Raw genomic sequence first — 23,769 nt, 5'->3', positions numbered from 1 at the left:
GCGGCTGATGAGGGGTGATACGGCCCACGGGGGGGGGCGGTACGGCCCCGGCCCACAGCCTATGGGGCTGCGGGCCGGGGGTCATGCGGGGCGGCCTCCCCCAAGCTCGAAGGAACAGGGGGGACCCCCATCAGCCGCCGCCGCTCAGCTCTTCTCCGTCACTCCGGCGGAGTCGAAGGTGGCGACCTCGTGCATGGCACGGGCGGCGCTCTGCACCACGGGGAGGGCGAGCAGGGCGCCGGTGCCCTCGCCGAGGCGCAGATCGAGGTCGACCAGCGGGCGCAGGCCCAGCTTGTTCAGCGCCGCGACGTGGCCCGGTTCGGCGCTGCGGTGGCCCGCGATGCAGGCGGCCAGTGCCTCGGGGGCGATGGCGCGGGCCACCAGGGCGGCGGCGCCGGCGCTGACGCCGTCCAGGATCACCGGCGTGCGCAGCGAGGCGCCTCCGAGGATCAGGCCGACCATGGCCGCGTGCTCCAGTCCGCCGATCGCGGTGAGGACGCCGACCGGGTCGGACGGGTCGGGCTGGTGGAGCTCCAGGGCGCGGCGGACCACGTCGACCTTGCGGGCGTGCGTCTCGTCGTTGATGCCGGTGCCGCGGCCGGTGACCTCGACCGGGTCGACGCCGGTGTAGACGGCGATCAGCGCGGCGGAGGTGGTGGTGTTGGCGATGCCCATCTCGCCCGTGAGCAGCGCCTTGTTGCCGGCCGCCACGAGGTCGCGGGCGGTCTCGATGCCGACCTCGATCGCCTTGAGGACCTCGTCCTGCGTCATCGCCGGGCCGGCCGTGAAGTCGGCGGTGCCGGCGCGGACCTTGCGCGGCAGCAGTCCGGGCGTGGCGGGGAGTTCCCCGGCCACGCCGACGTCCACGACGCACACCTCGGCGCCGACCTGGTTGGCGAAGGCGTTGCACACCGCGCCGCCGCCCAGGAAGTTGGCGACCATCTGGCCGGTGACCTCCTGGGGCCAGGGGGTCACGCCCTGGGCGTGGACGCCGTGGTCGCCGGCGAAGATCGCGACGGCGGCCGGCTCCGGGATCGGCGGCGGGCACTTGCGGGACAGGCCGCACAGCTGCGCGGAGATGATCTCCAGCATGCCCAGCGCGCCGGCGGGCTTGGTCATCCGCTTCTGCCGCTCCCAGGCCTCGCCGAGCGCCTTGGCGTCCAGCGGGCGGATGCCCTGCAGGGTCTCCTGGAGGAGGTCGTGCGGGCTCTCGCCGGGCAGCGCGCGGCGGCCGTAGGTCTCCTCGTGGACGACCCAGGACAGCGGCCGGCGCTTGGACCAGCCGGCCTGCAGCAGCTCGGGCTCCTCGGGGAACTCGTCGACGTATCCGACGCACAGGTAGGCGACGACTTCGAGGTGCTCGGGCAGGCCCAGCTCGCGGACCATCTCCCGCTCGTCGAAGAAGCTGACCCAGCCGACGCCCAGGCCCTCGGCGCGGGCGGCGAGCCAGAGGTTCTCGACCGCGAGCGCGGAGGAGTACGGGGCCATCTGCGGCTGGGTGTGCCGGCCGAGGGTGTGCCGGCCGCCGCGGGTGGAGTCGGCGGTGACGACGATGTTCACCGGCGTTTCGAGGATCGCCTCGATCTTCAGCTCACGGAACTGCTTGGCGCGCGCCTTGGGCAGCGACTTGGCGTACGCCTCGCGCTGCCGCATGGCGAGCTGGTGCATCTTCTCGCGGGTCTCGGCCGAGCGGATGACGACGAAGTCCCAGGGCTGGGAGTGGCCGACGCTGGGGGCGGTGTGCGCCGCTTCCAGGACGCGCAGCAGCACCTCGTTGGGGATCGGGTCGCCGCGGAAGCCGTTGCGGATGTCGCGGCGCTCGCGGATCACGCGGTGCACGGCGGCGCGCTCGGAGTCGTCGTATCCGGCGGCGGGGGCCGTGGCGGGCAGGGCTTCGGCGGCCGCGGGCTGCTCCGCCTCGGCCGCGTCCGACTGGTCGTCGTCCTGGTCCTCGCCGAGCTGGACGAGTGCGGCGGCGTCCTGCTGCTGGGGGGCCTCGTCGTCGCTCGCCTCGGGCTGCGGGGGCATGGCCGCCTCCGGCTGGTCGTCGGCCGCGGGCGCGGCCGGGCCGGTGGTGTCGTCCGTGGTGGCCGGCGCCGGGACCGGTGCGACGTGCTGGTCGCCGGACGCCTGGGCGGGGATGTGGACGGTCACGGGCTGCGGGTCGGCGGGGGCGTCGGGCGGGGTGGGCCCGGCGGCCGCGGCGGCGGCCGCGTCGGTGGTCGTGGCCTCGGCGGGGCCGTCGGCCTCGACGTGCGCGGTGGGGGCGGCGGGTTCGGTGGCGGCGGCCGCCTCGGCCAAGTCGTCCGGGGTCTCCGGGCCGGCCACCGCGGGCTGCTCGGCGGGGGCGCCGGCGCCCTGGAGCGCGGCCTCCGGTGCGAGCGCCTCGGCGGGCTGCTGCGCCGCGGGGTCTTCGGGGACGCCGGGCTGCGGCTGTGCGTCCGCCGGCTGCTGCGCCTGCGGCGGCTCCATGGCCGTCTGGTCCACGGGGGCGGCGGCCTCGGCCATGGGCATGGCGACGGGGCCCTGCGGAGCGGCGACCGGGGCGGCCGCGGGCTCGTCGGCCGGGACGGCGGCTTCGGGAGCGGCCGCGGGGGCCTGGGCCGGGGCGGCGGCCTCGGGCTGCGGCGGGGCGTCGGCGGTCGGGGCGGCCGGCTGGTCGGGCTGGGGCTGGTCGGCGGTCTGCGGCGCGGCGGGGGCGGTCCGCGGCGCCTCCGCCTCGGCGGCGGGCGGCTGCTCCGCCACGGGCTGCGCGGCCGGAACATCCGCGACGGGAGCCTCGACGGCCTCGGCCGCGGGCGGTGCCGACTCCGCGCTCTCCTCGGCGGGCTGCTCGTCCACGGGCTGCTGCTGGTCCTCGGCGGCGGCCGCCTCGGGCTGCTGGGCGGCCATGGGTGCGTCCGGTGCGGGAGCCTGCTGGACGGGAGCCTCCTGAGCCGGGGCGTCGTCCGGCACGGGCACGTCCGGCGCTACGGCATCGGCAGTCGGCGCATCCGCCGCGACGGTATCCGCGGCCACGGCGTCCGCAGCGGTCGCCTCCCCAGCGGCCGGTCCGTCCTGACCGGGCGGCACCGCGTCGGGCAGCGGCGCCGCGGCCACGTCCTGCGGCTCCCCCGGCGCCTCGACCGGCCCGGCGGCCGGCACCGCTTCGGCCGCGGCGGCCTCGGCTCCGGCGGTGTCCGCGACCACGGCCGCGTCGCCGGCCTGCGCACCGTCCTCGGCGGGCGACGGCAGGGGCGTCGCAGGCGCCGGTCCGACGGGCGACGGCACGTCCTGCGCGACCGGCTGGACGGCCTCGCCGACCGGCACGGCGGCGTCGGCGGGGACGACCGTTTCCGCGGCCGGAGCCGCGACGGCCTGGGCCGGCGCCTGGCCCCACTGCGGGATCTGCGAAGGGATCTCGCCGAGCTGCGGGCCGGGCAACGGGCCCTGGCCGGCGGCCCCATAGGTCTGCTCGGCGGACAACTGCCCACCGTAGGCAGGCGCACCGCCGGGCTGGCCACCGTAGGACTGCTCGCCGTGCGGCGGCACCGCGAAGGCCTGACCGGGCGTCGGCTCGCCGACGGGCTGCTCCGCGTACGGCTGGCCGCCGGGCGCCGGCGCGGCGGGCATCGGCTGTTCGCCCGGCGCGACCTCGGGGGCCTCGGCCGGGGCGTCGAAGTATTCGGGGCCGCCGGTCGGCACACCGACGTGCCGCGCGGCGCTCTGCGCCGGGGTCTCGGCGGGGCCGCGGTCGGCGAGCGAACGGACCACGCCGCCGGTCGCGTCGGGGACGGGCGGGCCCATGTGCAGCGGACGGCGCGCCGGCGAGGCCGTCGCACGGGCGCGGTCGGGCTGCGGCGGGGCGGCGGGCTGGGGAATGCGGACGGCGCTGAGGTCGACCGAACCGGAGTCCCGGCCGCCGCTCTCGTGGTCGCCGGCCTGGGCGGGCATCGGCTCGAAGCCGGGGGCCGGCTGCGCGGCCGCGTCGTACGGCGCCGCGTGCTGCGGCTGCGGGGCCGCGCCCTGGTGGGTCTCCTGCGGCAGCGGCGCCGGCTGCTCGCTCCAGGCGCCCTGAGCACCCGGCATCAGCAGCAGGTCGTCGTCCTCGACGACGCCCTCGGTCTGGTCGAGGTAGGGGTATTCACCCGGAGGGGTCACCATGCCCGGCAGCTCCGTCGGTCCGGGGTCGGCAGGGGAGGGAGCGGCCGCCGGCTGCGGCTGCCCGGGATGTCCGCCTGCGCTCTCCGGCAGTCCCTCGCCCGGGACCTGGCCGGTGTCGGTCATGCGTACCCCTCGCCCATTGGTAGTGCTCCTTCCAACCGCTCGTGCGACGCGCTCGACCGGGGCGCGCCGACGCCCCGATAGCTAGAACGAGCGAGCACGCCTCGCGGCACGTCCGCTCTCCACAGCTTCATATTCATCCAAAACCACGGCAATTTCCGGATATTGGCGTACGAAGCCGACGCGGAACGGCGGCGCAACGATCCGCCAGCCTACCTCGCGCGGGTTGCCGTGCTGGTCACGGGTGAGGAACGCGATACCCGCAGACCAAAAACACCACGGACCGCTCGCGTTCGACCCAGGCGGAGGTGTCCAGGTCCACGGACTGCAGCAGGGCGCACTCGACTTCATAGCCGCCGTCCGCCAGTACCCGGCCGAGGGATTCGGCCTCGTCGCGGGTGGCGGCGTGGGTGACGATCCGTTCGGGACGGCGGTCCGCGCAGGCCGTGACGACCTCCGCTCCCCCGCCGCCGACCCGCACCACGTCGGGCTCGGGGAGGTCCTCCAGGACATGCGGCGCCCGGCCGTGCACGACCTGGAGTGGGACGCCGTGGCGGCGGGCGACGGCGGCGGTGCGCTCGCAGGCGTCGGGGTCGGCGTCCACCGCGATGACCGCGGCGCCGAAGCGCGCGGCCTCCACGGCGGCGGCTCCGCTGCCGGTGCCGATGTCCCAGACCAGGTCGCCCACCTGCGGCCCCAGGCGCGCCAGTTGGGCGGTGCGCAACTGGAGGGACTCGCCCTCGCCCAGGGCCCCTCCGTAGGCGTGCGCCGGCAGCCCCCAGCCCCGCGGTCCGGTGGGATGGCCGACCTCGTGGCCGGCGATCCAGCCGGTCCCCTGGGTGGCGGCGCCGCCGGGCGCGCCGCCGACGACGATGACGACGTTGGGGTCGCGCCAGACGTGGTCGGCGACCTTGTCGGAGGTGAGGACCGTCACCCGCTCCCGGTCGGTGCCCAGGTCCTCGCAGATGACGAAGGTGCGGTGGACGCCGCCGAGCAGCAGGGCGAGTTCGGCGGGGCCGGCGCCGGGCGAGGTGAGCACCGCGACCTTGGTGTGGGCGCGGCAGACGTTCACCGCGCGGCGCAGATCGCGGCTGTGGGCGACGACGATCTGGGCGTCGTCCCAGGGCATGCCGGCCCGCGCGAAGGCGGCCGCGACGGAGGAGACGGCCGGCACCACTTCCACTTCCAGCCCGTGCTCGGGTGCGCGCAGGGTGCGTACGACGCCGAAGAAGCCGGGGTCGCCGTCGGCGAGCACGACGGCGGTGCCGCGGTGCTGGGCGATCCGGCGGGCGGCCAGGGTCACGCTGCCGAGCCGGATGCGTTCGGCGTTCGGCGGGACTTCGGGCAGTGCGAGGTGGTGGGCGGCGCCGGCCACCAGCGTGGCGGCGCCGAGGGCGGAGCGGGCGGCGTCGGTCAGCGGGGAGCCGTCCCATCCGATCACCGTGACCCGGTCGGCCATGCTCGTCAGTCTCCTGGGGCTGCTGTGGGTACGCGGGCAGGTGCGGCGGCGAAGCGGCCGCGGGGTCGCCGCGGGCCGGTGGTGGTGCGCGGGTCCGCGCTGGTCGCGCGGGTGCGCGGCAGGGCGAGAGTACCCCGTGGGGCGGGGAGCCCGGCGCGGCGCGGGGTCAGTTCCACTCGGGGTAGGCGAATCCGTTCGCGTCGGCCATCCGGCCGGGGACCCCGTCGAGGTCCTCGGGCAGCAGGCTCCACACGATCAGATCGGTACGGATGTCCGTCCAGCCGCCGTCCTCCGTGCGGCTGCGGGCTATCCAGGCGTTGCGCAGCACTCCCTCGCTGATGCAGCCGATCTTCTGGGCGACCTGCTGGGAGGCGGTGTTGTCGGCGGCGGTGCGCAGCTCCAGGCGTTCGAACCGCTGGTCGTGGAAGAGCCATTGCGCGACCGCGAGGACGGACTCCGAGGCGTAGCCCTCGCCGCGTGCCCAGGCGGCGGTGACATAGGCGATCTCGGTGCTGCGGACCCGCCAGTCGGTGTGGTCGAGGTGGACGGTGCCGACCAGCCGCTGGGTGAGGAACTCGGTGACGGCCAGCGCGATACCGCGGCCTTCGGTGCGTACGGCGGCGGCCTTGCCGGTGGCCCAGGCGCGCGCCTCGGCGGTGGTGTACGGGTGCGGCAGCGCGGTCCAGGCGGTGACCAGCTCGTCGGACATCATCTCGGCGAGGGCGGGCACATCGGCCTCTTCGAACGGGCGCAGCACCAGCCGGTCGGTGCTGATGGAGATGTCCGGAAAGGTGGATGTCATGCCGCTGCTCCCACGCCGTTGACCTGGTGCTCCGGGACGTCGCGGAGTGCTTACCGCGAGGTCACGGGCCTTTGAGACCGATGGAATGCACCAGCATGCAGCATGGGCACGCGGGTGTGCCACGCGCGTGGGCCCCGGCCGCGCACTGCGCGGGTCCGGGGCCCTTGGTCCGTCCGGGGCGTCAGCCCTTGGCGGGCCCGAAGGCCGGGATGACCGACCCGTCCTTGTACTTGTCCTCGAGGAACTTCTTGACCTCGGGGGAGTTCAGGAGCTTGGCGAGCTTCTTGATCCGCGGGTCGTTCTCGTTGCCCTTCTTGACGGCGAGGAAGTTCGCGTACGGGTTGTCCTTGGCGCTCTCCAGGTCCAGGGCGTCCTTGGAGGGCTTGAGCTTGGCGCCGATGGCGAAGTTGCCGTTGATGATCGCGGCGTCGACGTCGTCGATGCGCGGCGCGGTCTGCGCGGCCTCCAGCTCGGTGATCTTGACGCCCTTGTCGTCCTTGACGTCGGTGAGCTTGGCTTCCGAGCCGACGCCGGGCTTGAGGGTGATCACGCCGTTGTCAGCGAGCAGCTTGAGCGCACGGCCCTCGTTGGACGGGTCGTTGGGGACCGAGACGGTGCTGCCGGACTTCAGGTCCGAGAGCTTGTCGAGCTTCTTGGAGTAGACGCCCAGCGGCTCGATGAGGACGTTCTGGACGGGCACGATGTGCGTGCCGTTCTCCTTGTTGAAGGTGTCCAGGAACGGCTTGTGCTGGAAGAAGTTGGCGTCGACCTGGCCGTCGGCGGTGACCTTGTTGGGGATCTTGTAGTCGTTGATCGGCTTGACGACCAGCTTGAGCCCGGCCTTGTCCGCCAGCTTGTTCTTGACGAAGTCGAGGATGGCGGCGTGCGGGGTGGGGCTCGCGGCGACGACGAGCGGGGCGCTCTGGTCGCCCTTGTCGCCGGCGGTGGTGTCGGAGGGGGCCGAGCAGGCGCTCGCGCCGAGTGCGACGGCGGCGGCTGCGGCGACGGCCACGGTGATCTTGATGGTGTTACGCACGAAGAGTGCCTCTTTCCTGTGCACACGCGTGGGTTCGCGGGTGGTGTCCGCCCGGCAAAGGGTCCGGGCTCTTGGGTGACGCGGGTGGTGCGGGGGTCAGGCCGCCCCGGTGACGGCCGCCGGCTCCTCGCTGCGGGCGCGGCGCAGGCCGACGCGCAGGGAGGAGGCGCGGGTGCCGCGGGAGGCGAGGCGGCGGACGAAGAAGTCGCCGAGGTACTGCACGACGGTGACGAGGACGACCAGCTCGACGACGGTGACGATCATCAGCGTGGTCTCGTACTGCTGGTAGCCGTAGGTGTAGGCGACGTCGCCCAGGCCGCCGCCGCCGACCGTACCGGCGATGGCGGAGTAGCCGATCAGCGTGATGACGGTGGTGGTGACGGCTGCCACCAGGGCGGGCAGCGCCTGCCGGAGCAGCACCTTGAAGATGACGGTCCAGGTACCGCCGCCCATCGCCTGGGCGGCCTCGACCAGGCCCTTGTCCACCTCGCGCAGCGCCGCCTCGACCAGCCGGCCGAAGAACGGGATGGCGGCGACGGCGAGCGGGACGACCGCGCCGGTGGGGCCGATGGAGACGCCGACCAGGAACCGGGTGAAGGGGATCAGCCAGACGATCAGGATCAGGAACGGGAAGGACCGTCCGATGTTCACGATCGCGCCCAGGACCCGGTTCACCAGGATGTTCTGCAGCAGGTTGCCGCGTTCGGTCAGATGGAGCAGCACGCCGACCGGGATGCCGAAGAGCACGGCGTAGAACGTCGACCACCACACCATGAAGAGGGTGTCGAGGGTGCGGTCGTAGAGCAGCGGCTGCATCTCGTTCCAGCTCACTTGGCAGCTTCCTTCTCAAGCGGGGCGGCGGGCGCCGGGATCGCCGGATCGTCGATGGCCTCGGCGCTGTCGGCCGTGTCGGCGACGTCGACCTGCAGCCCCTGCTCGCGCAGGAAACCGATGGGCACGACGTTCTCCTCGAAGGGGCCGGGCAGTTCGATGCGCATCCGGCCGATCTGCTTGCCGCCGACGGTGTCCATGGCGGCGCCGAGGATCGAGATGTCGACGTTGTAGGTGCGCGACAGCTCGGAGATGACCGGGCGGGTGGCGGCGGAGCCGTGGAAGGTGACGTCGACGACGGTGCTCTGGTCGGTCGAGGGCTCGCCGCCGACCGGGAACAGCTCCCGGGCCAGCTCCGAGCCGGGCGTGGCCAGCAGTTCGGCGACCGTGCCCTGCTCGACGACCCGGCCGTTCTTCATCAGCGCCGCCGAGTCGCAGATCGTCTTGACGACGTCCATCTCGTGCGTGATGAGCACGATGGTCAGGCCCAGCTTGCGGTTGAGGTCGCGCAGCAGCGTCAGGATGGAGCGGGTGGTCTCCGGGTCCAGGGCGCTGGTGGCCTCGTCGGAGAGCAGCACCTTGGGGTCGCCGGCCAGCGCGCGGGCGATGCCGACGCGCTGCTTCTGGCCGCCGGAGAGCTGGGCGGGGTAGGCCTTGGCCTTGTCGGCGAGGCCCACCAGGTCCAGCAGCTCCAGGGCCTTGCGGGAGCGCTCGGCGCGGTCGACCTTGAGGATCTCCAGCGGCAGTTCGACGTTGTCCTGGACGGTGCGCGAGGACAGCAGGTTGAAGTGCTGGAAGACCATGCCGATGTGGCTGCGGGCGGCCCGGAGCTGGGCGCTCGCGCGCCGGCCGCGCCCGGCTATGGACGTCAGTTCCTGGCCGGCGACGGTGACCGTGCCGGAGGTGGGGCGCTCCAGGAGGTTCAGGCAGCGGATGAGGGTGGACTTACCGGCGCCGCTCTGACCGATGACGCCGTACACCTCGCCCTCGCGGACGTGCAGATCGACGCCGTCCAGGGCGGTGACTTCGCGGTCGCCTGAACGGTAGACCTTGCTCAGGCCCGTTGTGGTGATCACAGGGAATTCCGTCACTGTCGAGTGCTCGGCGGCTCGCCCGCCGGGCACGGGGCATTCTTGCGAGTGCGGCAGGGGGGAACGGGGAGCGGCGGCGGGCGCGAGGGCCCGGCTCCGGGTTCCGGTGACGCGGGGCGGCCGATGACGGCGTCGGGGATCGACGTACGGCTCATGGCAGCAGGGTCTCGCTTCGGGGCGCGAGACACAGGCGGGGGCCCTCAGCGGTCACACATTCGACACATGCAACGAGCACCGGGCGTCATTTCCGCCTCGGTCGCAGGGGTGCGGCAGCTCGTCGTGGTCATGGCGGCAAGTAAACCAGACGGCGGTATGGACCGATCAAGCGTGTCCGCATACCGGACAGGCCCGACCGACCCGTGGACAGCTCCTCACGAGGCGACGGTGAGCTCCACCGCCCGGTCCGTGGCCTGCGCGGATATCGCCGAAAGGTCCGGAACCAGGACATCGGCGGACAGCTCGTCGGCCCGGTGCGTTGTGGCCAACGCCACGGTCAGCATCCCCGCCGCGCGGCCCGCCGCCAGCCCGGCCGGCGCGTCCTCGAAGACCACGCAGCGGGCCGGGTCCACGCCGAGTCGCTCGGCCGCGAGCAGATACGGCTCCGGGTCCGGCTTGCCGCGGCGGACGTCGTCGGCGGCTATGAGGGTCTTGGGGCGGATGCCGGCCTGCGCGAGCCGGGCCTCGGCCAGCCGCAGGGTGGCGGAGGTGACCACGGCCCACCGCTCGGCGGGCAGGCTCTCCAGCAGGGCGCGGGTACCGGGCAGCCGCACCACTCCCCCGGCGACGTCCTCGACCTCCAGTTGCTCGATCCGGGCCAGCGCCGCCGGGACCCGGTCCGCGGGCAGCAGATCGGCGACGATCTCGACCGCCGGGCGGCCGTGCAGCTCGATCCGGGCGAACTCCTCGGCGGTGATGCCGTACTCCCCGGCCCACCGGGTCCAGCAGCGGTTCACGGACTCGATGGAGGAGATCAGTGTGCCGTCGTTGTCGAAGAGCAGGGCGTCCGCGTGAATCTTCATGGTGCCCGAGCCTACGGGCGACCCCGGGGGTGGGCGCATCGGGTCTTTTGGCCCGTAATAGGGTCTGCGCATGCTTGATGCCCTGACGGTCGCGACCAGCGTCGCCGCGCTCGCGCTCGCGGCCTGGTGCGGTTTCGCCGCCTACCGAGACCAGCAGACCAAGGACTGGCACTTCCTCGGCATGGCCGTGGTGACGCTGCTCGCCGTGGTCCAGCTGATCATCGGCATCGTCCAGTTGGCGCGCGGCGAGAAGCCGGAGCAGGGCACGACGATCTTCGTGGCGTATCTGCTCGGCGCCTTCGCCTGCGTTCCGGCGGCGGGGTTCATGTCCCTTGCGGAGCGCACCCGTTGGGGCTCGGCGACGGTCGCCGCGGGCGGCGTGGTCCTGGCCGTGCTCGAAGTGCGCCTGTTCGACATCTGGGGAGGCTGAGGTGACGGCGACCGACAACGCCGCCGAGGAGGGCGCGCCGCGCACCCGCCGGAAGCTGATCGGCGGCCCGGGCATCCTGCTGGTCTGGCTGTACGGCGTGATGGTCGTCGGCGCCGTGTCGCGCTCCGTCGTCCAGATCGCCACGGACTTCGACCGCGCCCCGCTCGCGTACACCCTGTCCGCGCTGGCCGGCCTGGTCTACGGCTTCATCACCTACTCGCTCGTCCGCGGCGGGGAGGCGGCCCGCAGGGCGGCGCTGGTGTGCTGCGCCGCCGAGCTCGTGGGGGTGCTGACCGTGGGCACCTGGACGCTGATCGAGCCGTCCGCCTTCCCGGACGCCACGGTCTGGTCGGACTACGGGATGGGCTACCTCTTCATCCCCGTCCTGCTGCCGGTCACCGGGATGCTGTGGCTGCGCCGGGCGCGCAGCGCTTAGGCGGCGCAGTTTCGGTGTACGGGCCCGGCGTCGCGCGGGCCCGTTCCCGTTTCGCCAGGGACAGGCCCTAGGCCCGGGCCGCGAACTCCTCGGCCGCGGCCTCCTTCTCCAGGGTGACCATGCTCAGCCGCTGGGTGAGCTGCTCGGTGCCCACCGGCGCGTAGCCGTGGCTGCGGTAGAGCCGGAGGTTGCCCTCGCTGCGGTGCCCGGTCAGCAGCTGGAAGCGCCGGGCCGCCCGCTCGGCGGCCAGCCGCTCCTCGACCGCGGCCAGCAGCCGGCCGCCCAGGCCGTGCCGCTGCAGCCGGGGGTGCACGATGAGCTTGGCTATCCGCGCGGTGCCGTCCGCGTCGACCGTGCCGCGCACGGAGCCGACCACCTCCTCGCCGAGCCGGGCCACCACGACGCAGCCCTCGCTCAGTTCGGCGCGCAGCGCCTGCAGGGTCTGGGTGAGCGGCTCGATGCCGTAGTCGTCGTACAGCGCGGCCTCCGTCTGGTAGCAGAGGTACTGCAGTTTGAGGATCTGCTCGGCGTCCTGGTCGGTCGCCGCAGAGATGGTCACACTCGTGCCCATGCCCGTATGCCTCCCCTTGTCGGTTGGCCCGGGCACGCTGAGGGTGAGAGGGGTGCGCCCGGACGTGGTGCCCTGACTTCCGGACTCCCCGGAATGTGGCGGCGGCAATCGCCGCCGTGAGCATTCTGCGCAGGCGATCGGGACGAACGGAACGGACCGGCAGCCAGCTCGCCTGTGACATTCCCAACTCAAATGAGAATCCAGGGTGCTGGTGCCGGCCCGTAAGGCGCCGAGCGCCTTCGAAAGCAAGATCAGCGCTTGCGGAACTCCTCGGCGGCCAGCAGCGCCGTGTCCGGGTTGTCGGAGAACATGCCGTCGATGCCGGTGGCCAGGCACGCCGCGAAGTAGCCCAGCGCGTCCCCGTAGGCGTCGGGGTCGGTGCCGCGGCGGTAGTCGGTGGGCAGGAAGGTGTTCTCGTTGCGGCCCGTGTACGGGTGCAGGACCAGGCCGGCGGCGTGCGCGTCCTTGACCAGCGAGGTGGGCCTGCCGGACTTGCCCGCCGCGTCCCTGGGGATGATCTCGGTCAGCGACGGGCCGATGCCCTGGGCGAAGCCCGCGATCCACTTCAGGCCGGCGGGCTTGATGAGGTCGGCGACGGTGCGCGGGTCACCGGCCTCCACGAAGTCCCAGGGCCGGGTGTCCGGGGCGTCGAGCAGGACCACCTTCGGGCAGTCCACGAGCCTGCCGAGCCGCTGGATGCTGCCGGGCTCGAACGACTGCAGGAAGTTCGGGGAGTCCTTGCGGTGCCGGCCGTGCGCGCGCAGCGCCTTGGCGACCCGCTCCTCCAGGCCCAGGCCGAGCTTGCGGAAGTAGGTGGGGTGCTTGGTCTCGATGTGCAGCCAGACCCGGCGGCCCCGCTTGCGGCCCTCGCGCTCGGCCCACCGCAGGACCTCCTCGAAGGTCGGCACCTGCCACCGGCCGTCGTAGAGGGTGTTGTGCTGCCGGGTGCCCGGTATGCGCTCCTTGGCCCGCAGCGTCTTGAGCTCGGCGAGCGTGAAGTCCTCGGTGAACCAACCGGTCAGCTTCACGCCGTCGACGGACTTGGTGGTCTTGCGGTCCGCGAACTCGGGGTGCGCGGAGACGTCGGTGGTGGCGGTGATGTCGTTCTCGTGACGGCAGACCAGGTGGCCGTCCTTGGTGGGGACGAGGTCCTGCTCGATGACGTCCGCGCCCATGTCGAGGGCGAGTTGGTAGGAGCCGAAGGTGTGCTCGGGACGGTAGCCGCTGGCACCGCGGTGGCCGACGATCAACGGGACCGGCAGCTCCCGGCCCGCGTCACCGCGCCCGCTCGCGCTCGCCTGGCCGGCCCCGCCGAACATCGCCGCCCCCGCGCCGAGGGCGGCCGCCGCCCCCAGTACCGTCCGACGTCCCGGCTGCTGCCGCTTGTGCATACCCACGCTCCTTGTATTGCGTTCTTTGATGGGGTTCCGGGTGCTTCCGGGTGTTTTCCGGGATGCGTCAAGGCGTGTTGCGCACCTGCCCGCGGAACCGGGCCGATCGTAAGCACGGACGGGTCATGCCGGGGAGCCGCACGACGACTTCGGGGGGAACATGGTGGTAACACACGTCAACTGTGAGTCAACTGTGCGTATCGACCTCATGAACCCGATGTGCGCGCGGGAGTAACCCGCGAGTATGGTCCTGGGCTGCAGAGTTCTGCTCCCGCTCGACATTGACCAGCCACGACCCGGAGGGCCCGTTGTCCCGCATTGTGCTGAAGGCGATCCTTGGATTCGTCATGCGTGTCCTGTACCGCCCACAGGTCGAGGGCATGGAGCGCATTCCGGCGACCGGGCCGGTGATCCTGGCCGGCAACCACGTCACCTTCATCGACTCGATGTTCCTGAGCCTGCTGGTCAAGCGCCCGGTGTACTTCATCGGCAAGGACGAGTACGTCACCGGCAAGGGCCTCAAGGGCCGCCTGATGGCCTGGTTCTTCACCAGCGCCGGCATGATCCCGGTGGACCGGGACGGCGGCCACGGCGGGGTGGCGGCGCTGATGACCGGCCGCCGCATCCTGGAGCAGGGCAAGGCCTTCGGCATCTACCCCGAGGGCACCCGCTCCCCCGACGGCCGTCTCTACCGCGGCCGTACGGGCATCGCCCGGCTCGCCCTGATGACCGGCGCCCCCGTCGTCCCGTTCGCGATGATCGGCACGGACAAGGTGCAGCCCGGCGGCAAGGGCCTTCCGCGCATCGCCCCGGTCACCGTCCGTTTCGGTGAGGCGCTGGACTTCTCCCGCTACGACGGCATGGACCGCGACCGCTATGTCCTGCGGGCCGTCACCGACGAGGTGATGAGCGACGTCATGGAGCTGTCCGGCCAGGAGTACGTCGACATGTACGCCACCAAGGCCAGGGCCGCCTGACCCGCCGGCCGGCCACCGCGCGACGGGCCCCGTCCGATCCTCGGACGGGGCCCGTTGTGTTGTCCCGCACCTTGCGTCGTGCGCGGGCCGGTGAGGCCGCGCGGGTCAGCAGGGCACCCGGTAGCCGCCGGGTGCGCGCTGGCCCTCGTCGCCGCCGGTCCGGGCCGTGCACAGCGCCACTTCGGGCCGCGGTACCACGCTGCCGTCCTGGAGCAGTTGCTGGCGCTGGGCGGAGTGGACCTGGCCGGTGCGGGCGTCGGCCGCCTCCGTGTTCTTCGCCTCGACCCGGTTCAACGGCGCGGGCTCCAGCAGCTTCTTGGTACGGACGAAGGCGATGAAGCTCTCGAAGTCGCGGGTGTGCCGCACCGGTGCGGTGAACCCGGTGAAGGCGCTGAAGCCGTCCTGGTTGATGAGGGTGTACGAGGGGGCGGCGAGGCGGTAGCGGCGGGTGAGATCGAGGGCGGTGCCGTCGATGAACACGTCGGCGGGGTCGATCCGTCGGCCGACCTTGCCCGCGGCGTCGAAGGTGTAGCGGACGTTGGCGGAGACCGCCAGCGGCGAGAAGCCGAGGCCGCCGCCGGCGGTCGGCGCCCACTGCTCCTCCAGCGCGTCGTGGATCTGCCGGCCGGTGACGGTGACGGTCATGATGGGGTCGCCGAAACCGACGGCGTTCCAGGCCTGGCCGAAGGTGATGGTGCCCTCCGACTGCTCGTCGCGGATCAGATCGCCGGCGATCACGGCCTGTCCGACGCGCGGGGCGACCGCGATCACGGCGAGTTCCGCGGGGATGTCGGGGTACTCGGCGGGGTCGTCCATCGGTCCGAGCGGTTGCCGGCCCGCCCACAGGGCCCAGTCGGCGACCAGGTTGCCCATGGTGGACTCCCCCACGGCGTTGCGCCGCCGGGTGAAGGAGGCGGTCTGGGTCCCGACGCGGCTGCTGGCGCGCCGGGAGCCGTAGTTCGCCCAGTACTCGGCGATCGACCGCAGCTCGGGGTCGGGCGTCACATCCCGGGTGTTGGGGTGGTTGACGGAGGTGGTCAGCTCCCGGATCACCGCTCCGGTGTCCGGGTCGAGGCGCAGATTGATCTCGTTGATGAGCTGGCCGTAGCAGCCGGCCTCGACGAACGGGCGGGGGGTGCCCTCGGGGTCGGGCAGCATCATGGTGAAGGCGTTGTGCCAGTGGCCGGTGATGATGGCGTCGATGTCCGGGGAGGCGCGCAGCGCCAGTTCGTAGGCGGGTCCCGAGGGGTTCTTGCCGCTGGAGAAGTCGCTGCCGGCCACCGCGCCGTCGTGCACACTGAGGACGATCGCGTTGACACCGCGTGACTTGAGCGTCGCGGCGCAGCGGTTGGCGGTCTCCAGCTCGTCGAGGGTGCGCAGTCCGGGCTGGTAGGAGCCGGGGAAGGACTCGGTGCCGATGGCCGTCAGATGGATGAAGCCGATCGGCAGCCGGCGGCCGCCGCCGGCGTCCACGTACTCGATGTTGTACGGCGGAAGGACGAGCTCGTCGCTGTCCCGCCACACGATGTTGGCGCTGTAGTAGGGGAACTGCGCTCCCCGGAAGCGGCGGCCGGTCGAGTCCACGAAGTCGTCGTCCCGTTCGACCACCGGGAAGCCGTCGCCGTCCTCCATGTGCGAGATCAGGAACTTCGCCGACTTGTCGAATTCATGGTTGCCGGCCGAGGCGAAGTCCATGCCCATGGCGTTGAGCGCTTCGATGGTGGGCTCGTCGACGAAGGCGGCGGCGTCGAACTCCCAGCCGGAGAAGAGGTCACCGGGCGCGAAGAAGAGGGAGTTGGCGCGGCGGTCGCGCAGCCGCTCCAGGTGGGCGGCCATGTAGGCCACGCCGCCGACGGTGTACTGCTTGCCGCCGGCGCCGGTGATGACGGAGTGGGCGCCCGGAGCGCCCTGTAGATAGCCGTGCAGATCGGTGATGTTGAGGAGTTGGACGTCCACGTATTCGTCGGCGGTGCCCGCGTCGCGGGCGTGGCCGGTGGCGTAGGCGTCGCTGCCGATGGCGCTCGCGGTGGCCAGGGCCCCCGCGGCGGTGAAGAAGGACCGTCGTCCGATGTCGCGCACTGCGTCACTCTCCTGAGCGGGCCGTCCGTAGGGGGACGACCGGAGAGTCAAGCGAGCCGCGCGGGACGGCCGGTCACCAAGGCGCGTACCGGGCGTGAACGGGCGGGGGACAGTCGCCCCCAGGGCGTGTCCTGTTGATCATCGCGGGAGCGGGACGAAGTGATCTACAGGACACGCCCTGGGGGCGGGCGCGCGCCCACCATCCGGCGGAACCGCCGGGCGTCGCGCTGGTGGCCGTGCCGGCGGATCAGCCGCGCGGCGCCTCGGCGTCGGCGAGGTCCGCGCTCTCGTGGGCGACCGGGCTGTCGGCCAGCTCCTGGCCGCGGAGCAGGAACCACGCCGCGACCGCCGCGCCGAGCAGCACCACCGCGGCCACCCCGGCGGCGACGTCCACCCCGTCCACGAACGCGTCCTGGGCGGACCTGACCAGCGCCTGGGCCGGGCCGACGGGCAGGTGGCCGGCCGTCTCGACGGCGCCGCCGAGCGATTCGCGGGCGGCGTCGGCGGAGCCTTCGGGCACGCCCGGCGGGGTGGCGAAGCCCCGGTAGATGCCGGTGACGATGGAGCCGAGCAGGGCGATGCCGAGCGCGGCGCCCAGTTCGTAGGCCGTCTCGGAGACCGCGGAGGCGGCGCCCGCCTCTTCCTTGGGCACGCTGGAGAGGATCACATCGGCGGTGACGGTGAACGAGAAGCCCGCGCCGACGCCGACGACGAAGAGGATCACGCACATCGCCGCGGTGCCGGTGTCGGCGTGCAGCGTGGTGCAGCCGACGAGCGAGAGCCCGACCATGGCCAGGCCGCCGGCCACCACGATCCGTACGGACAGCCGCCGGGCGACCCAGCCGGCGGCCAGACCGGCGCCCACCGCACCGACCGCGGCCGGGAGTTCGACCAGCCCGGCGTTCAGCGGCGAGCGCTGCTGCACCATCTGGAGGAACTGGGAGAGGAAGAAGACCAGCCCGGACAGGCCGAGGATGGTCAGCAGGTCCGCCAGCACCGCCCCGGTGAACCCCCGGTGGTGAAAGAGCTTCATGTTCAGCAGCGGCGAGGCGAGGGTGAGCTGCCGGCGGACGAACACGACCAGTGCGAGCACGCCGACGACCCCCGCCACGGCGATCTCCCAGCGGTAGCCCACCGCCGCCGCTTCCTTGACGGCGTAGACGACGCCGACCATGCCCACCAGGGCCAGCAGCACGCTGGGAATGTCCCAGGGCCCGGGGTCCGGGTTGCGCGACTCCGGGATCACCTTGGCGCCGACGGCCACCAGCAGCGCCATCACCGGAAGGTTGATCAGGAAGACCGAACCCCACCAGAAGTGCCCCAGCAGAAAGCCGCCGAGGACCGGCCCGACGGCCATGCCGGCCGAGGCCATCGCGCCCCAGATGCCGATGGCCAGGCTGCGCTCCCTGGGGTCGTGGAAGAGATTGCGGATCAGCGCGAGGGTGGACGGCATCAGCGTCGCACCGGCCACGCCCTGCAGCGCTCGCGCGACGATCATCGTCTCCGGGCTGGTGGCGTAGGCGGCGAGCACCGACATGGCGCCGAAGGCGACGGAGCCGACCAGCAGCAGCTTCTTGCGGCCGATGCGGTCGCCGAGGCTGCCCATGGAGACCAGCAGACCGGCGATGACGAAGGAGTAGATGTCACCGATCCACAGCAGCTGGGGCCCGGTGGGGCGCAGGTCCTCGCTGAGGAAGGGGGTGGCGAGGCCGAGGACCGTGGCGTCGACGCCGACGAGGAGTACGGCCAGGACGAGGACGGCGAGCGCGAGCCAGCGGCCCGGGCGGGGTTGGTCGTCCACATGGGCCGAACCGGCCCGTCCTGACGCTATGGTCTCGGTCATTTCTCCATGCTCCGTCGGATGCCGCCGAGCAGCAGCTCGGCGATCGAGTGGTTGAGGTCGTTGCGGGCGACCCGCCCTTCGTGCACGGCCCAGGCGCCGGCGCCGATCAGGCCGTAGAACGCCTCGGTGAGCCAGGCGGCACTCAGCTCGACCCGGAAGTCGCCCTCTTCCTGGCCGCGGCGGAAGAGCGCGGTGATCCGCGCGTCGAGCTCCGCCCAGCCGGCGTTGATCTCGCCGCCCTCGAAGAGCTGGTTCTCGGTGAAGAGGAAGGCGAGTACGGCGGCGACCGGCTCGGCTTCGGCGATCAGCCGGCGCAGCGCCTCGGCCGCGTCGTCCTGGTCCAGCCGCGCGGCGTCCATGGCCTGCGCGAACTGCGCGATCCCGTGTTCCTCCAGGGCTCTGATCAGGGCGTCCCGCCCGGCGAAGTGCCGGTGCAGGGTGGCGCGGCTGATACCGGCGGCCCGGGCGATCTCGTCCATCGACGTCGTCGCCCGGCGGGTGAGCAGCGCGGCGGCTTCCTTGAGTACGTGTGCGCGATCCACAGCCATGAGACACACACTATCCGAATGAGACACCAATGTCTCACTCCAGGGTGCGCTCTCCGTGTCCCGCGGCGGGCGGAACGGCTCCGGAGCACCCAGGAACGCCGACGGCCCGCACCCGGTCACTTCCGGGTACGGGCCGTCGCCAGGCGCCTGTCCTGCCTACCGCGGCTGCTTGGCCGCCGCCCACTCCTGCTGCTTCACCAGATCGGCCCGCACCTCGGCGAGCTGGACCGCGACCGCCGAGGGGGCGGTGCCGCCGCGGCCGCTGCGCGAGGCGAGCGCGCCGGGGACGTTGAGCACGCCGCGGACCTCGGGGGTCAGATGGGGGGAGATCTTGGCGAACTGCTCGTCGGTGAGCTCGTCCAGCTCGATGCCCTGCGCCTCGCACTCCTTGACGCAGGAGCCCGCGACCTCGTGCGCCACCCGGAACGGCACGCCCTGCTTGACCAGCCACTCCGCGATGTCGGTGGCCAGCGAGAAGCCCGCCGGCGCCAGCTCCTCCATCCGCTCGCGGTGGACGGTCAGGGTGGCCATCATGCCGGTGAACGCCGGGAGCAGCACCTCCAGTTGGTCGCAGGAGTCGAAGACCGGCTCCTTGTCCTCCTGCAGGTCGCGGTTGTACGCGAGCGGCAGCGCCTTGAGCGTCGCCAGCAGCCCGGTCAGATTGCCGATCAGACGCCCGGACTTGCCCCGCGCCAGCTCCGCGATGTCCGGGTTCTTCTTCTGCGGCATGATCGACGAGCCGGTCGAGAAGGCGTCGTGCAGGGTCACGAAGGAGAACTCCTTCGTGTTCCAGATGATGACCTCCTCGGCGATCCGGGAGAGGTTCACGCCGATCATCGCGGTGATGAAGGCGAACTCGGCGACGAAGTCCCGGGAGGCCGTGCCGTCGATGGAGTTCCCCGCGCTGCCGCGCTCGAAGCCGAGGTCCGCGGCGACCGCCTCCGGGTCGAGGCCGAGCGAGGAGCCGGCCAGCGCGCCCGAGCCGTACGGGGAGACGGCGGTGCGCTCGTCCCACTGCCGCAGCCGCTCGGCGTCCCGGGACAGCGACTGCACATGCGCCAGCACATGGTGCGCGAAGAGCACCGGCTGGGCGTGCTGCAGATGGGTGCGGCCCGGCATCGCGACGTCCGGGTGGGCCTCGGCGAGCCCCACCAGCGCCTCCTGGAGATCGGCCACCAGCGCGCCGATGATCCGGGCATGGTCGCGCAGGTACATCCGGAAGAGCGTGGCGACCTGGTCGTTGCGCGACCGGCCGGCCCGCAGCTTGCCCCCGAGGTCCGGGCCGAGCCGCTCCAGCAGCCCCCGCTCCAGGGCGGTGTGCACGTCCTCGTCGGCGATGGTGCCGGTGAAGGAGCCGTCGGCGACATCCGCTTCGAGCTGGTCGAGGCCGGCGATCATACGCGTCAGCTCGTCCTCGGTGAGCAGGCCCGCCTTGTGGAGCACTCGGGCGTGCGCGCGCGAGCCGGCGATGTCGTACGGCGCCAGCCGCCAGTCGAAGTGGACCGACGCGGACAGCTGGGCCAGCGCCTCGGCCGGTCCGTCGGCGAAACGACCGCCCCAGAGCCGGACGTCGCCGCTGTTTCCGTTGCTCACTTGCTCTGCTCCTCAAGGCTGCTGTGGCGGCGGGCCGTCCGGGGGACGCCGCCGGACCCGGCAGCCGCCCCCCTGCCGCGGGGCGGGGAGACGGCTGCGTGACGAAGGTGACGGGACGGGCTCAGGCCAGGTCGCGCTTGGCCGCGATCTTGCTGGACATACCGAAGAGCTCGATGAAGCCCTTCGACAGCGACTGGTCGAAGGTGTCGCCGGTGTCGTACGTCGCCAGGTTGAAGTCGTACAGCGACTTGTCCGACTTCCGGCCGGTGACCACGGCGCGGCCGCCGTGCAGCGTCATCCGGATGTCGCCGCTGACGTGCTGGTTGGCCTCGTCGATGAAGCCGTCCAGGGCCCGCTTGAGCGGCGAGAACCACAGGCCGTCGTAGACCAGCTCGCCCCAGCGCTGCTCGACCTGCCGCTTGTAGCGGGCCAGTTCGCGCTCGACGGTGACGTTCTCCAGCTCCTGGTGCGCGGTGATCAGGGCGATGGCGCCCGGCGCCTCGTAGACCTCGCGGGACTTGATGCCCACCAGCCGGTCCTCGACCATGTCGATCCGGCCGATGCCCTGGGCGCCGGCCCGCTCGTTGAGCTGCTGGATGGCCTGCAGGACGGTGACGGGCTTGCCGTCGATCGCCACCGGCACACCTTCCTTGAAGGTGATGACGACCTCGTCGGCCTCCCGTGCGACGGCGGGGTTCTCGGTGTACTCGTACACGTCCTCGATCGGCGCGTTCCAGATGTCCTCCAGGAAGCCGGTCTCCACGGCCCGCCCGAAGACGTTCTGGTCGATCGAGTACGGCGACTTCTTGGTCGTGGCGATCGGGAGGTTCTTCTCCTCGCAGAAGGCGATCGCCTTGTCCCGGGTCATCGCGTAGTCACGGACCGGCGCGATGCACTTGAGGTCGGGGGCGAGGGAGGAGATACCGGCCTCGAAGCGGACCTGGTCGTTGCCCTTGCCGGTGCAGCCGTGGGCGACGGTGGTGGCGCCGTGCTTCCTGGCGGCGGCGACCAGGTGCTTGACGATGGTCGGCCGGGAGAGGGCGGAGACCAGCGGGTAGCGGTCCATGTACAGCGCATTGGCCTTGATCGCCGGGAGGCAGTACTCGTCGGCGAACTCGTCCTTGGCGTCGGCGACTTCCGCCTCCACCGCACCGCAGGCGAGCGCGCGCTTGCGGATGACGTCCAGGTCCTCGCCGCCCTGGCCGACGTCCACGGCAACGGCGATGACCTCGGCGCCCGTCTCCTCGGCGATCCAGCCGATGCAGACGGAGGTGTCCAGGCCGCCCGAATAGGCGAGTACGACGCGCTCGGTCACGGGTTTCTCCTTACGGTGCATTCACTGATGGGTATAAGTATGCACTCCACCGTATGATTCGTCAACGCGATAGCGAATACGCAGGTCAGCGGCGCGCCGACCCCCGCCCCCGGGCCTCACTCCCCCTGCGCCGGCCCCGTTTCCGCCCCCTCGCCCAGCACCTCGACGAGCACCGCCACATGACTCAGGGGCACCTGCTTAGTCGCGGTCAGCAGCGTCACCGGCCCCTGCGCGACGCGCTCGCGCAACCGCTCCAGCGCCCGCCGCGCAGCCTCGCCCTCCAGCTCCTGGCGGTAGCGCTCGGCGAAGGCCGCGAACCGCTCCTCCTGATGGCCGTACCAGCGCCGCAGCTCGGACGAGGGCGCCGCGTCCTTGCACCATTCGGTGAGCTGCGCGGCCTCCTTGGACAGCCCGCGCGGCCACAGGCGGTCCACCAGCACCCGCGCACCGTCCGCGGCCTCGGGCGGCTCGTACACCCGCCGCACCCGGATTCCGTCACCAGCGGATATTTCACCCATAACCCCATCGAACCACGGGCGCCGCCCCCGCACCGGGAGCCCGGTACGCCCCTCTCCGGGGCCCCGCTTTGGATTCATGGCCCGGGACAGGGTATTTTTCTTCTGCACGCCCCGGCCGGGAAGCTTCCGGCCGGTACGAGCACCGGGACGTGGCGCAGCTTGGTAGCGCACTTGACTGGGGGTCAAGGGGTCGCAGGTTCAAATCCTGTCGTCCCGACGGTGCGAAAGGGTCCGTTGGACGGGAAGTTCTCCCGTCCGACGGACCCTTTGCCGTGCCGCCCGGCGGGGTGGGCGGCCAGAACCCGTCGCGGCTCGTCAGCCGCGGGTCACGACAGACCGCCGATCTCGGTGCGGACCTTCTCGACGACCTTGGCCGGGAGGGTGGCATAGCCCTGGAAGGTCAGGTTCTCCTGGCCCTTCTGGCTGGCGACATAGGTCAGGAACGCCTTGGTGGCGGGCCAGGTCGAGGGCTTGTTGCCCTTGTTGCAGACGATCTCGTAGGTGACCACGTCGATCGGGTAGGCGCCCGGGGCCTTGGTCGTGTAGTCGAGCTTGAGGACGAGGTCGGAGTCGCCGGCGGGCTCGGCGCCGGCGATCGCCTGGGACGCCGAGATCACATTGGCGTCGACGGGAGCCGGCGCGCCGGTGTCGAGGGAGACCGTGCGGATCATGCGGGCGACCGCGTACGGCAGCTCGAAGTAGCCGATCGCGCCCGCGGTCCGCTGCACCTGGGCGGCGAGGTCCGAGGAGCCCTCGACGCCCGTGCCGCCCTTGCCCTGCCACTCCTTGCTGTGCCCGTAGGGCCAGGCGTCCGGGGCGACGGCGCCGAGGTAGGCGGTGAAGTTGTCCGTCGTACCGGAGGAGTCGGAGCGGTGGAACTGCCGGATGGGGGTCGACGGCAGCTTGACGCCCTCGTTGAGCCGGGCGATCGCCGGATCGTTCCAGGTGGTGATCTGCCCGTTGAAGATCTTGGCGAGCGTGGGGGCGTCGAGGACCAGCCGGTCGACCCCGGGCAGGTGGTAGCCGACCGCGATCGGTCCGCCGACCATCGGCAGGTGGACGGCGTGACCGCCGGGGCAGACCTTCTCCGACTGGTCGATCTGCGCGCCGGACAGCGGCGAGTCCGAGCCCGCGAAGGCGGTCTTGCCCTGGAGGAACTCGTCCTGGCCGGCTCCCGAGCCGTTGCCGGTGTAGTCGATCTTGGTGTCGGGGCAGGCCCGGGTGTAGTTCTTGATCCAGTACTTCATGGCGTACTGCTGCGCCGTCGAGCCGGAGGCCCGCAGACTGGCCGCCGCGCCGCAGGCGATCCCGGAGGTGCCGGCGGAGGTCTTGGTGGCGGTGCCGGGCGAGGCGGTGGAGGGGCTGGAGGCGGCGTTCCCACTGCAGGCCGTCAGGGCCAGGGCGCCGCAGGCCACCAGGGCCCCGATCGCCCTGCCGCGCGGCCCGCCCTTGCACAGAGGCTTCACTCTCCGGCGCTCCTTCCTGCCACCGGGCGCGGCCGGCGCAGTCGAGGGTGATGAGACCTCCGTCACTATATGCACACTTTTTGACACTAAGGGTGATTTGT

The 23,769-nt window shown here is 72.3% G+C and carries 19 protein-coding genes and 1 tRNA gene; 4 read left to right on the top strand and 16 right to left on the bottom strand.

Annotated elements, in window-relative coordinates; genetic code table 11:
• Positions 1–144: 144 nt before the first annotated feature.
• The 7 genes from cobT to ACZ5XZ_RS11820 all read right to left on the bottom strand — a co-directional run bounded on the left by cobT (position 145) and on the right by ACZ5XZ_RS11820 (position 10,501).
• Positions 145–4,266 (bottom strand): nicotinate-nucleotide--dimethylbenzimidazole phosphoribosyltransferase, encoded by a 4,122-nt coding sequence (cobT, locus tag ACZ5XZ_RS11850; RefSeq protein WP_468976754.1) that lies wholly within the window; start codon positions 4,264–4,266, stop codon positions 145–147.
• 235 nt (positions 4,267–4,501) lie between these two features.
• The gene (gene cbiE, locus ACZ5XZ_RS11845) at positions 4,502–5,722 is read right to left on the bottom strand and encodes a precorrin-6y C5,15-methyltransferase (decarboxylating) subunit CbiE (protein ID WP_468976752.1); all 1,221 of its coding nucleotides are present in this window, start codon (positions 5,720–5,722) and stop codon (positions 4,502–4,504) included.
• Between the two features lie 166 nt (positions 5,723–5,888).
• Positions 5,889–6,524 (bottom strand): GNAT family N-acetyltransferase, encoded by a 636-nt coding sequence (locus ACZ5XZ_RS11840; RefSeq protein WP_468976749.1) that lies wholly within the window; start codon positions 6,522–6,524, stop codon positions 5,889–5,891.
• A 181-nt stretch (positions 6,525–6,705) separates the two neighbouring features.
• Positions 6,706–7,560: a MetQ/NlpA family ABC transporter substrate-binding protein gene (locus ACZ5XZ_RS11835; protein WP_468976746.1), complete on the bottom strand. Its 855-nt coding sequence runs from the start codon at positions 7,558–7,560 to the stop codon at positions 6,706–6,708.
• A gap of 96 nt (positions 7,561–7,656) precedes the next feature.
• Entirely contained in the window at positions 7,657–8,391 is a 735-nt protein-coding gene (locus ACZ5XZ_RS11830; protein ID WP_468976743.1) for a methionine ABC transporter permease, read from the bottom strand.
• A complete protein-coding gene (locus tag ACZ5XZ_RS11825; RefSeq protein WP_468976741.1) occupies positions 8,388–9,467 on the bottom strand; it encodes a methionine ABC transporter ATP-binding protein in 1,080 nt (359 codons plus the stop codon). Before ACZ5XZ_RS11825 ends, ACZ5XZ_RS11830 begins: the two co-directional genes overlap by 4 nt.
• 386 nt (positions 9,468–9,853) lie before the next feature.
• Positions 9,854–10,501: an HAD-IA family hydrolase gene (locus tag ACZ5XZ_RS11820; RefSeq protein ID WP_468976739.1), complete on the bottom strand. Its 648-nt coding sequence runs from the start codon at positions 10,499–10,501 to the stop codon at positions 9,854–9,856.
• A 70-nt stretch (positions 10,502–10,571) separates the two neighbouring features.
• Here ACZ5XZ_RS11820 and ACZ5XZ_RS11815 point away from each other — a divergent pair, with 70 nt between their 5' ends.
• Both ACZ5XZ_RS11815 and ACZ5XZ_RS11810 read left to right on the top strand, forming a co-directional pair.
• On the top strand, positions 10,572–10,931 hold the full coding sequence (locus tag ACZ5XZ_RS11815) for a hypothetical protein (RefSeq protein ID WP_468976737.1): 360 nt from the start codon (positions 10,572–10,574) through the stop codon (positions 10,929–10,931).
• A gap of 1 nt (position 10,932) precedes the next feature.
• Positions 10,933–11,367: a hypothetical protein gene (locus ACZ5XZ_RS11810; protein ID WP_407285876.1), complete on the top strand. Its 435-nt coding sequence runs from the start codon at positions 10,933–10,935 to the stop codon at positions 11,365–11,367.
• 67 nt (positions 11,368–11,434) lie between these two features.
• Here the strand turns inward: ACZ5XZ_RS11810 and ACZ5XZ_RS11805 are convergent, their stop codons facing one another.
• A complete protein-coding gene (locus ACZ5XZ_RS11805; RefSeq protein WP_468976734.1) occupies positions 11,435–11,938 on the bottom strand; it encodes a GNAT family N-acetyltransferase in 504 nt (167 codons plus the stop codon).
• A 251-nt stretch (positions 11,939–12,189) separates the two neighbouring features.
• Positions 12,190–13,329, bottom strand: a complete 1,140-nt coding sequence (locus tag ACZ5XZ_RS11800; protein ID WP_468976732.1) for a glycerophosphodiester phosphodiesterase — start codon at positions 13,327–13,329, stop codon at positions 12,190–12,192.
• A gap of 308 nt (positions 13,330–13,637) precedes the next feature.
• Between ACZ5XZ_RS11800 and ACZ5XZ_RS11795 the strand changes: the two genes are divergently transcribed.
• The gene (locus ACZ5XZ_RS11795; RefSeq protein WP_468976731.1) at positions 13,638–14,306 is read left to right on the top strand and encodes a lysophospholipid acyltransferase family protein; all 669 of its coding nucleotides are present in this window, start codon (positions 13,638–13,640) and stop codon (positions 14,304–14,306) included.
• Between the two features lie 105 nt (positions 14,307–14,411).
• Here ACZ5XZ_RS11795 and ACZ5XZ_RS11790 read toward each other — a convergent pair whose 3' ends face one another.
• The 6 genes from ACZ5XZ_RS11790 to ACZ5XZ_RS11765 all read right to left on the bottom strand — a co-directional run bounded on the left by ACZ5XZ_RS11790 (position 14,412) and on the right by ACZ5XZ_RS11765 (position 22,202).
• A complete protein-coding gene (locus ACZ5XZ_RS11790; protein ID WP_468976729.1) occupies positions 14,412–16,385 on the bottom strand; it encodes a bifunctional metallophosphatase/5'-nucleotidase in 1,974 nt (657 codons plus the stop codon).
• A gap of 247 nt (positions 16,386–16,632) precedes the next feature.
• Positions 16,633–18,228 carry an MFS transporter gene (locus ACZ5XZ_RS11785; protein WP_468976728.1) on the bottom strand — a complete coding sequence of 532 codons (1,596 nt, stop codon included), beginning with the start codon at positions 18,226–18,228 and terminating at the stop codon, positions 16,633–16,635.
• Positions 18,225–18,776: a TetR/AcrR family transcriptional regulator gene (locus tag ACZ5XZ_RS11780; protein ID WP_468976726.1), complete on the bottom strand. Its 552-nt coding sequence runs from the start codon at positions 18,774–18,776 to the stop codon at positions 18,225–18,227. The genes ACZ5XZ_RS11785 and ACZ5XZ_RS11780 overlap by 4 nt, the downstream gene beginning before the upstream one ends.
• Positions 18,777–18,932: 156 nt before the next feature.
• Complete coding sequence (gene argH / locus ACZ5XZ_RS11775; protein WP_468976725.1) at positions 18,933–20,369, bottom strand: argininosuccinate lyase; 1,437 nt, start codon at positions 20,367–20,369, stop codon at positions 18,933–18,935.
• A gap of 121 nt (positions 20,370–20,490) precedes the next feature.
• On the bottom strand, positions 20,491–21,684 hold the full coding sequence (locus tag ACZ5XZ_RS11770) for an argininosuccinate synthase (protein ID WP_430979297.1): 1,194 nt from the start codon (positions 21,682–21,684) through the stop codon (positions 20,491–20,493).
• A 116-nt stretch (positions 21,685–21,800) separates the two neighbouring features.
• Positions 21,801–22,202 carry a DUF488 domain-containing protein gene (locus ACZ5XZ_RS11765; protein ID WP_468976723.1) on the bottom strand — a complete coding sequence of 134 codons (402 nt, stop codon included), beginning with the start codon at positions 22,200–22,202 and terminating at the stop codon, positions 21,801–21,803.
• Between the two features lie 143 nt (positions 22,203–22,345).
• Between ACZ5XZ_RS11765 and ACZ5XZ_RS11760 the strand changes: the two genes are divergently transcribed.
• A tRNA-Pro gene (locus tag ACZ5XZ_RS11760) sits at positions 22,346–22,419 on the top strand.
• A gap of 109 nt (positions 22,420–22,528) precedes the next feature.
• Here ACZ5XZ_RS11760 and pstS read toward each other — a convergent pair.
• Complete coding sequence (gene pstS / locus ACZ5XZ_RS11755) at positions 22,529–23,668, bottom strand: phosphate ABC transporter substrate-binding protein PstS (RefSeq protein ID WP_468976722.1); 1,140 nt, start codon at positions 23,666–23,668, stop codon at positions 22,529–22,531.
• Positions 23,669–23,769 lie beyond the last annotated feature (101 nt).

This window comes from Streptomyces sp. NPDC033270, from assembly GCF_055576575.1.
This window is presented reverse-complemented; position numbering and strand designations above follow the sequence as displayed.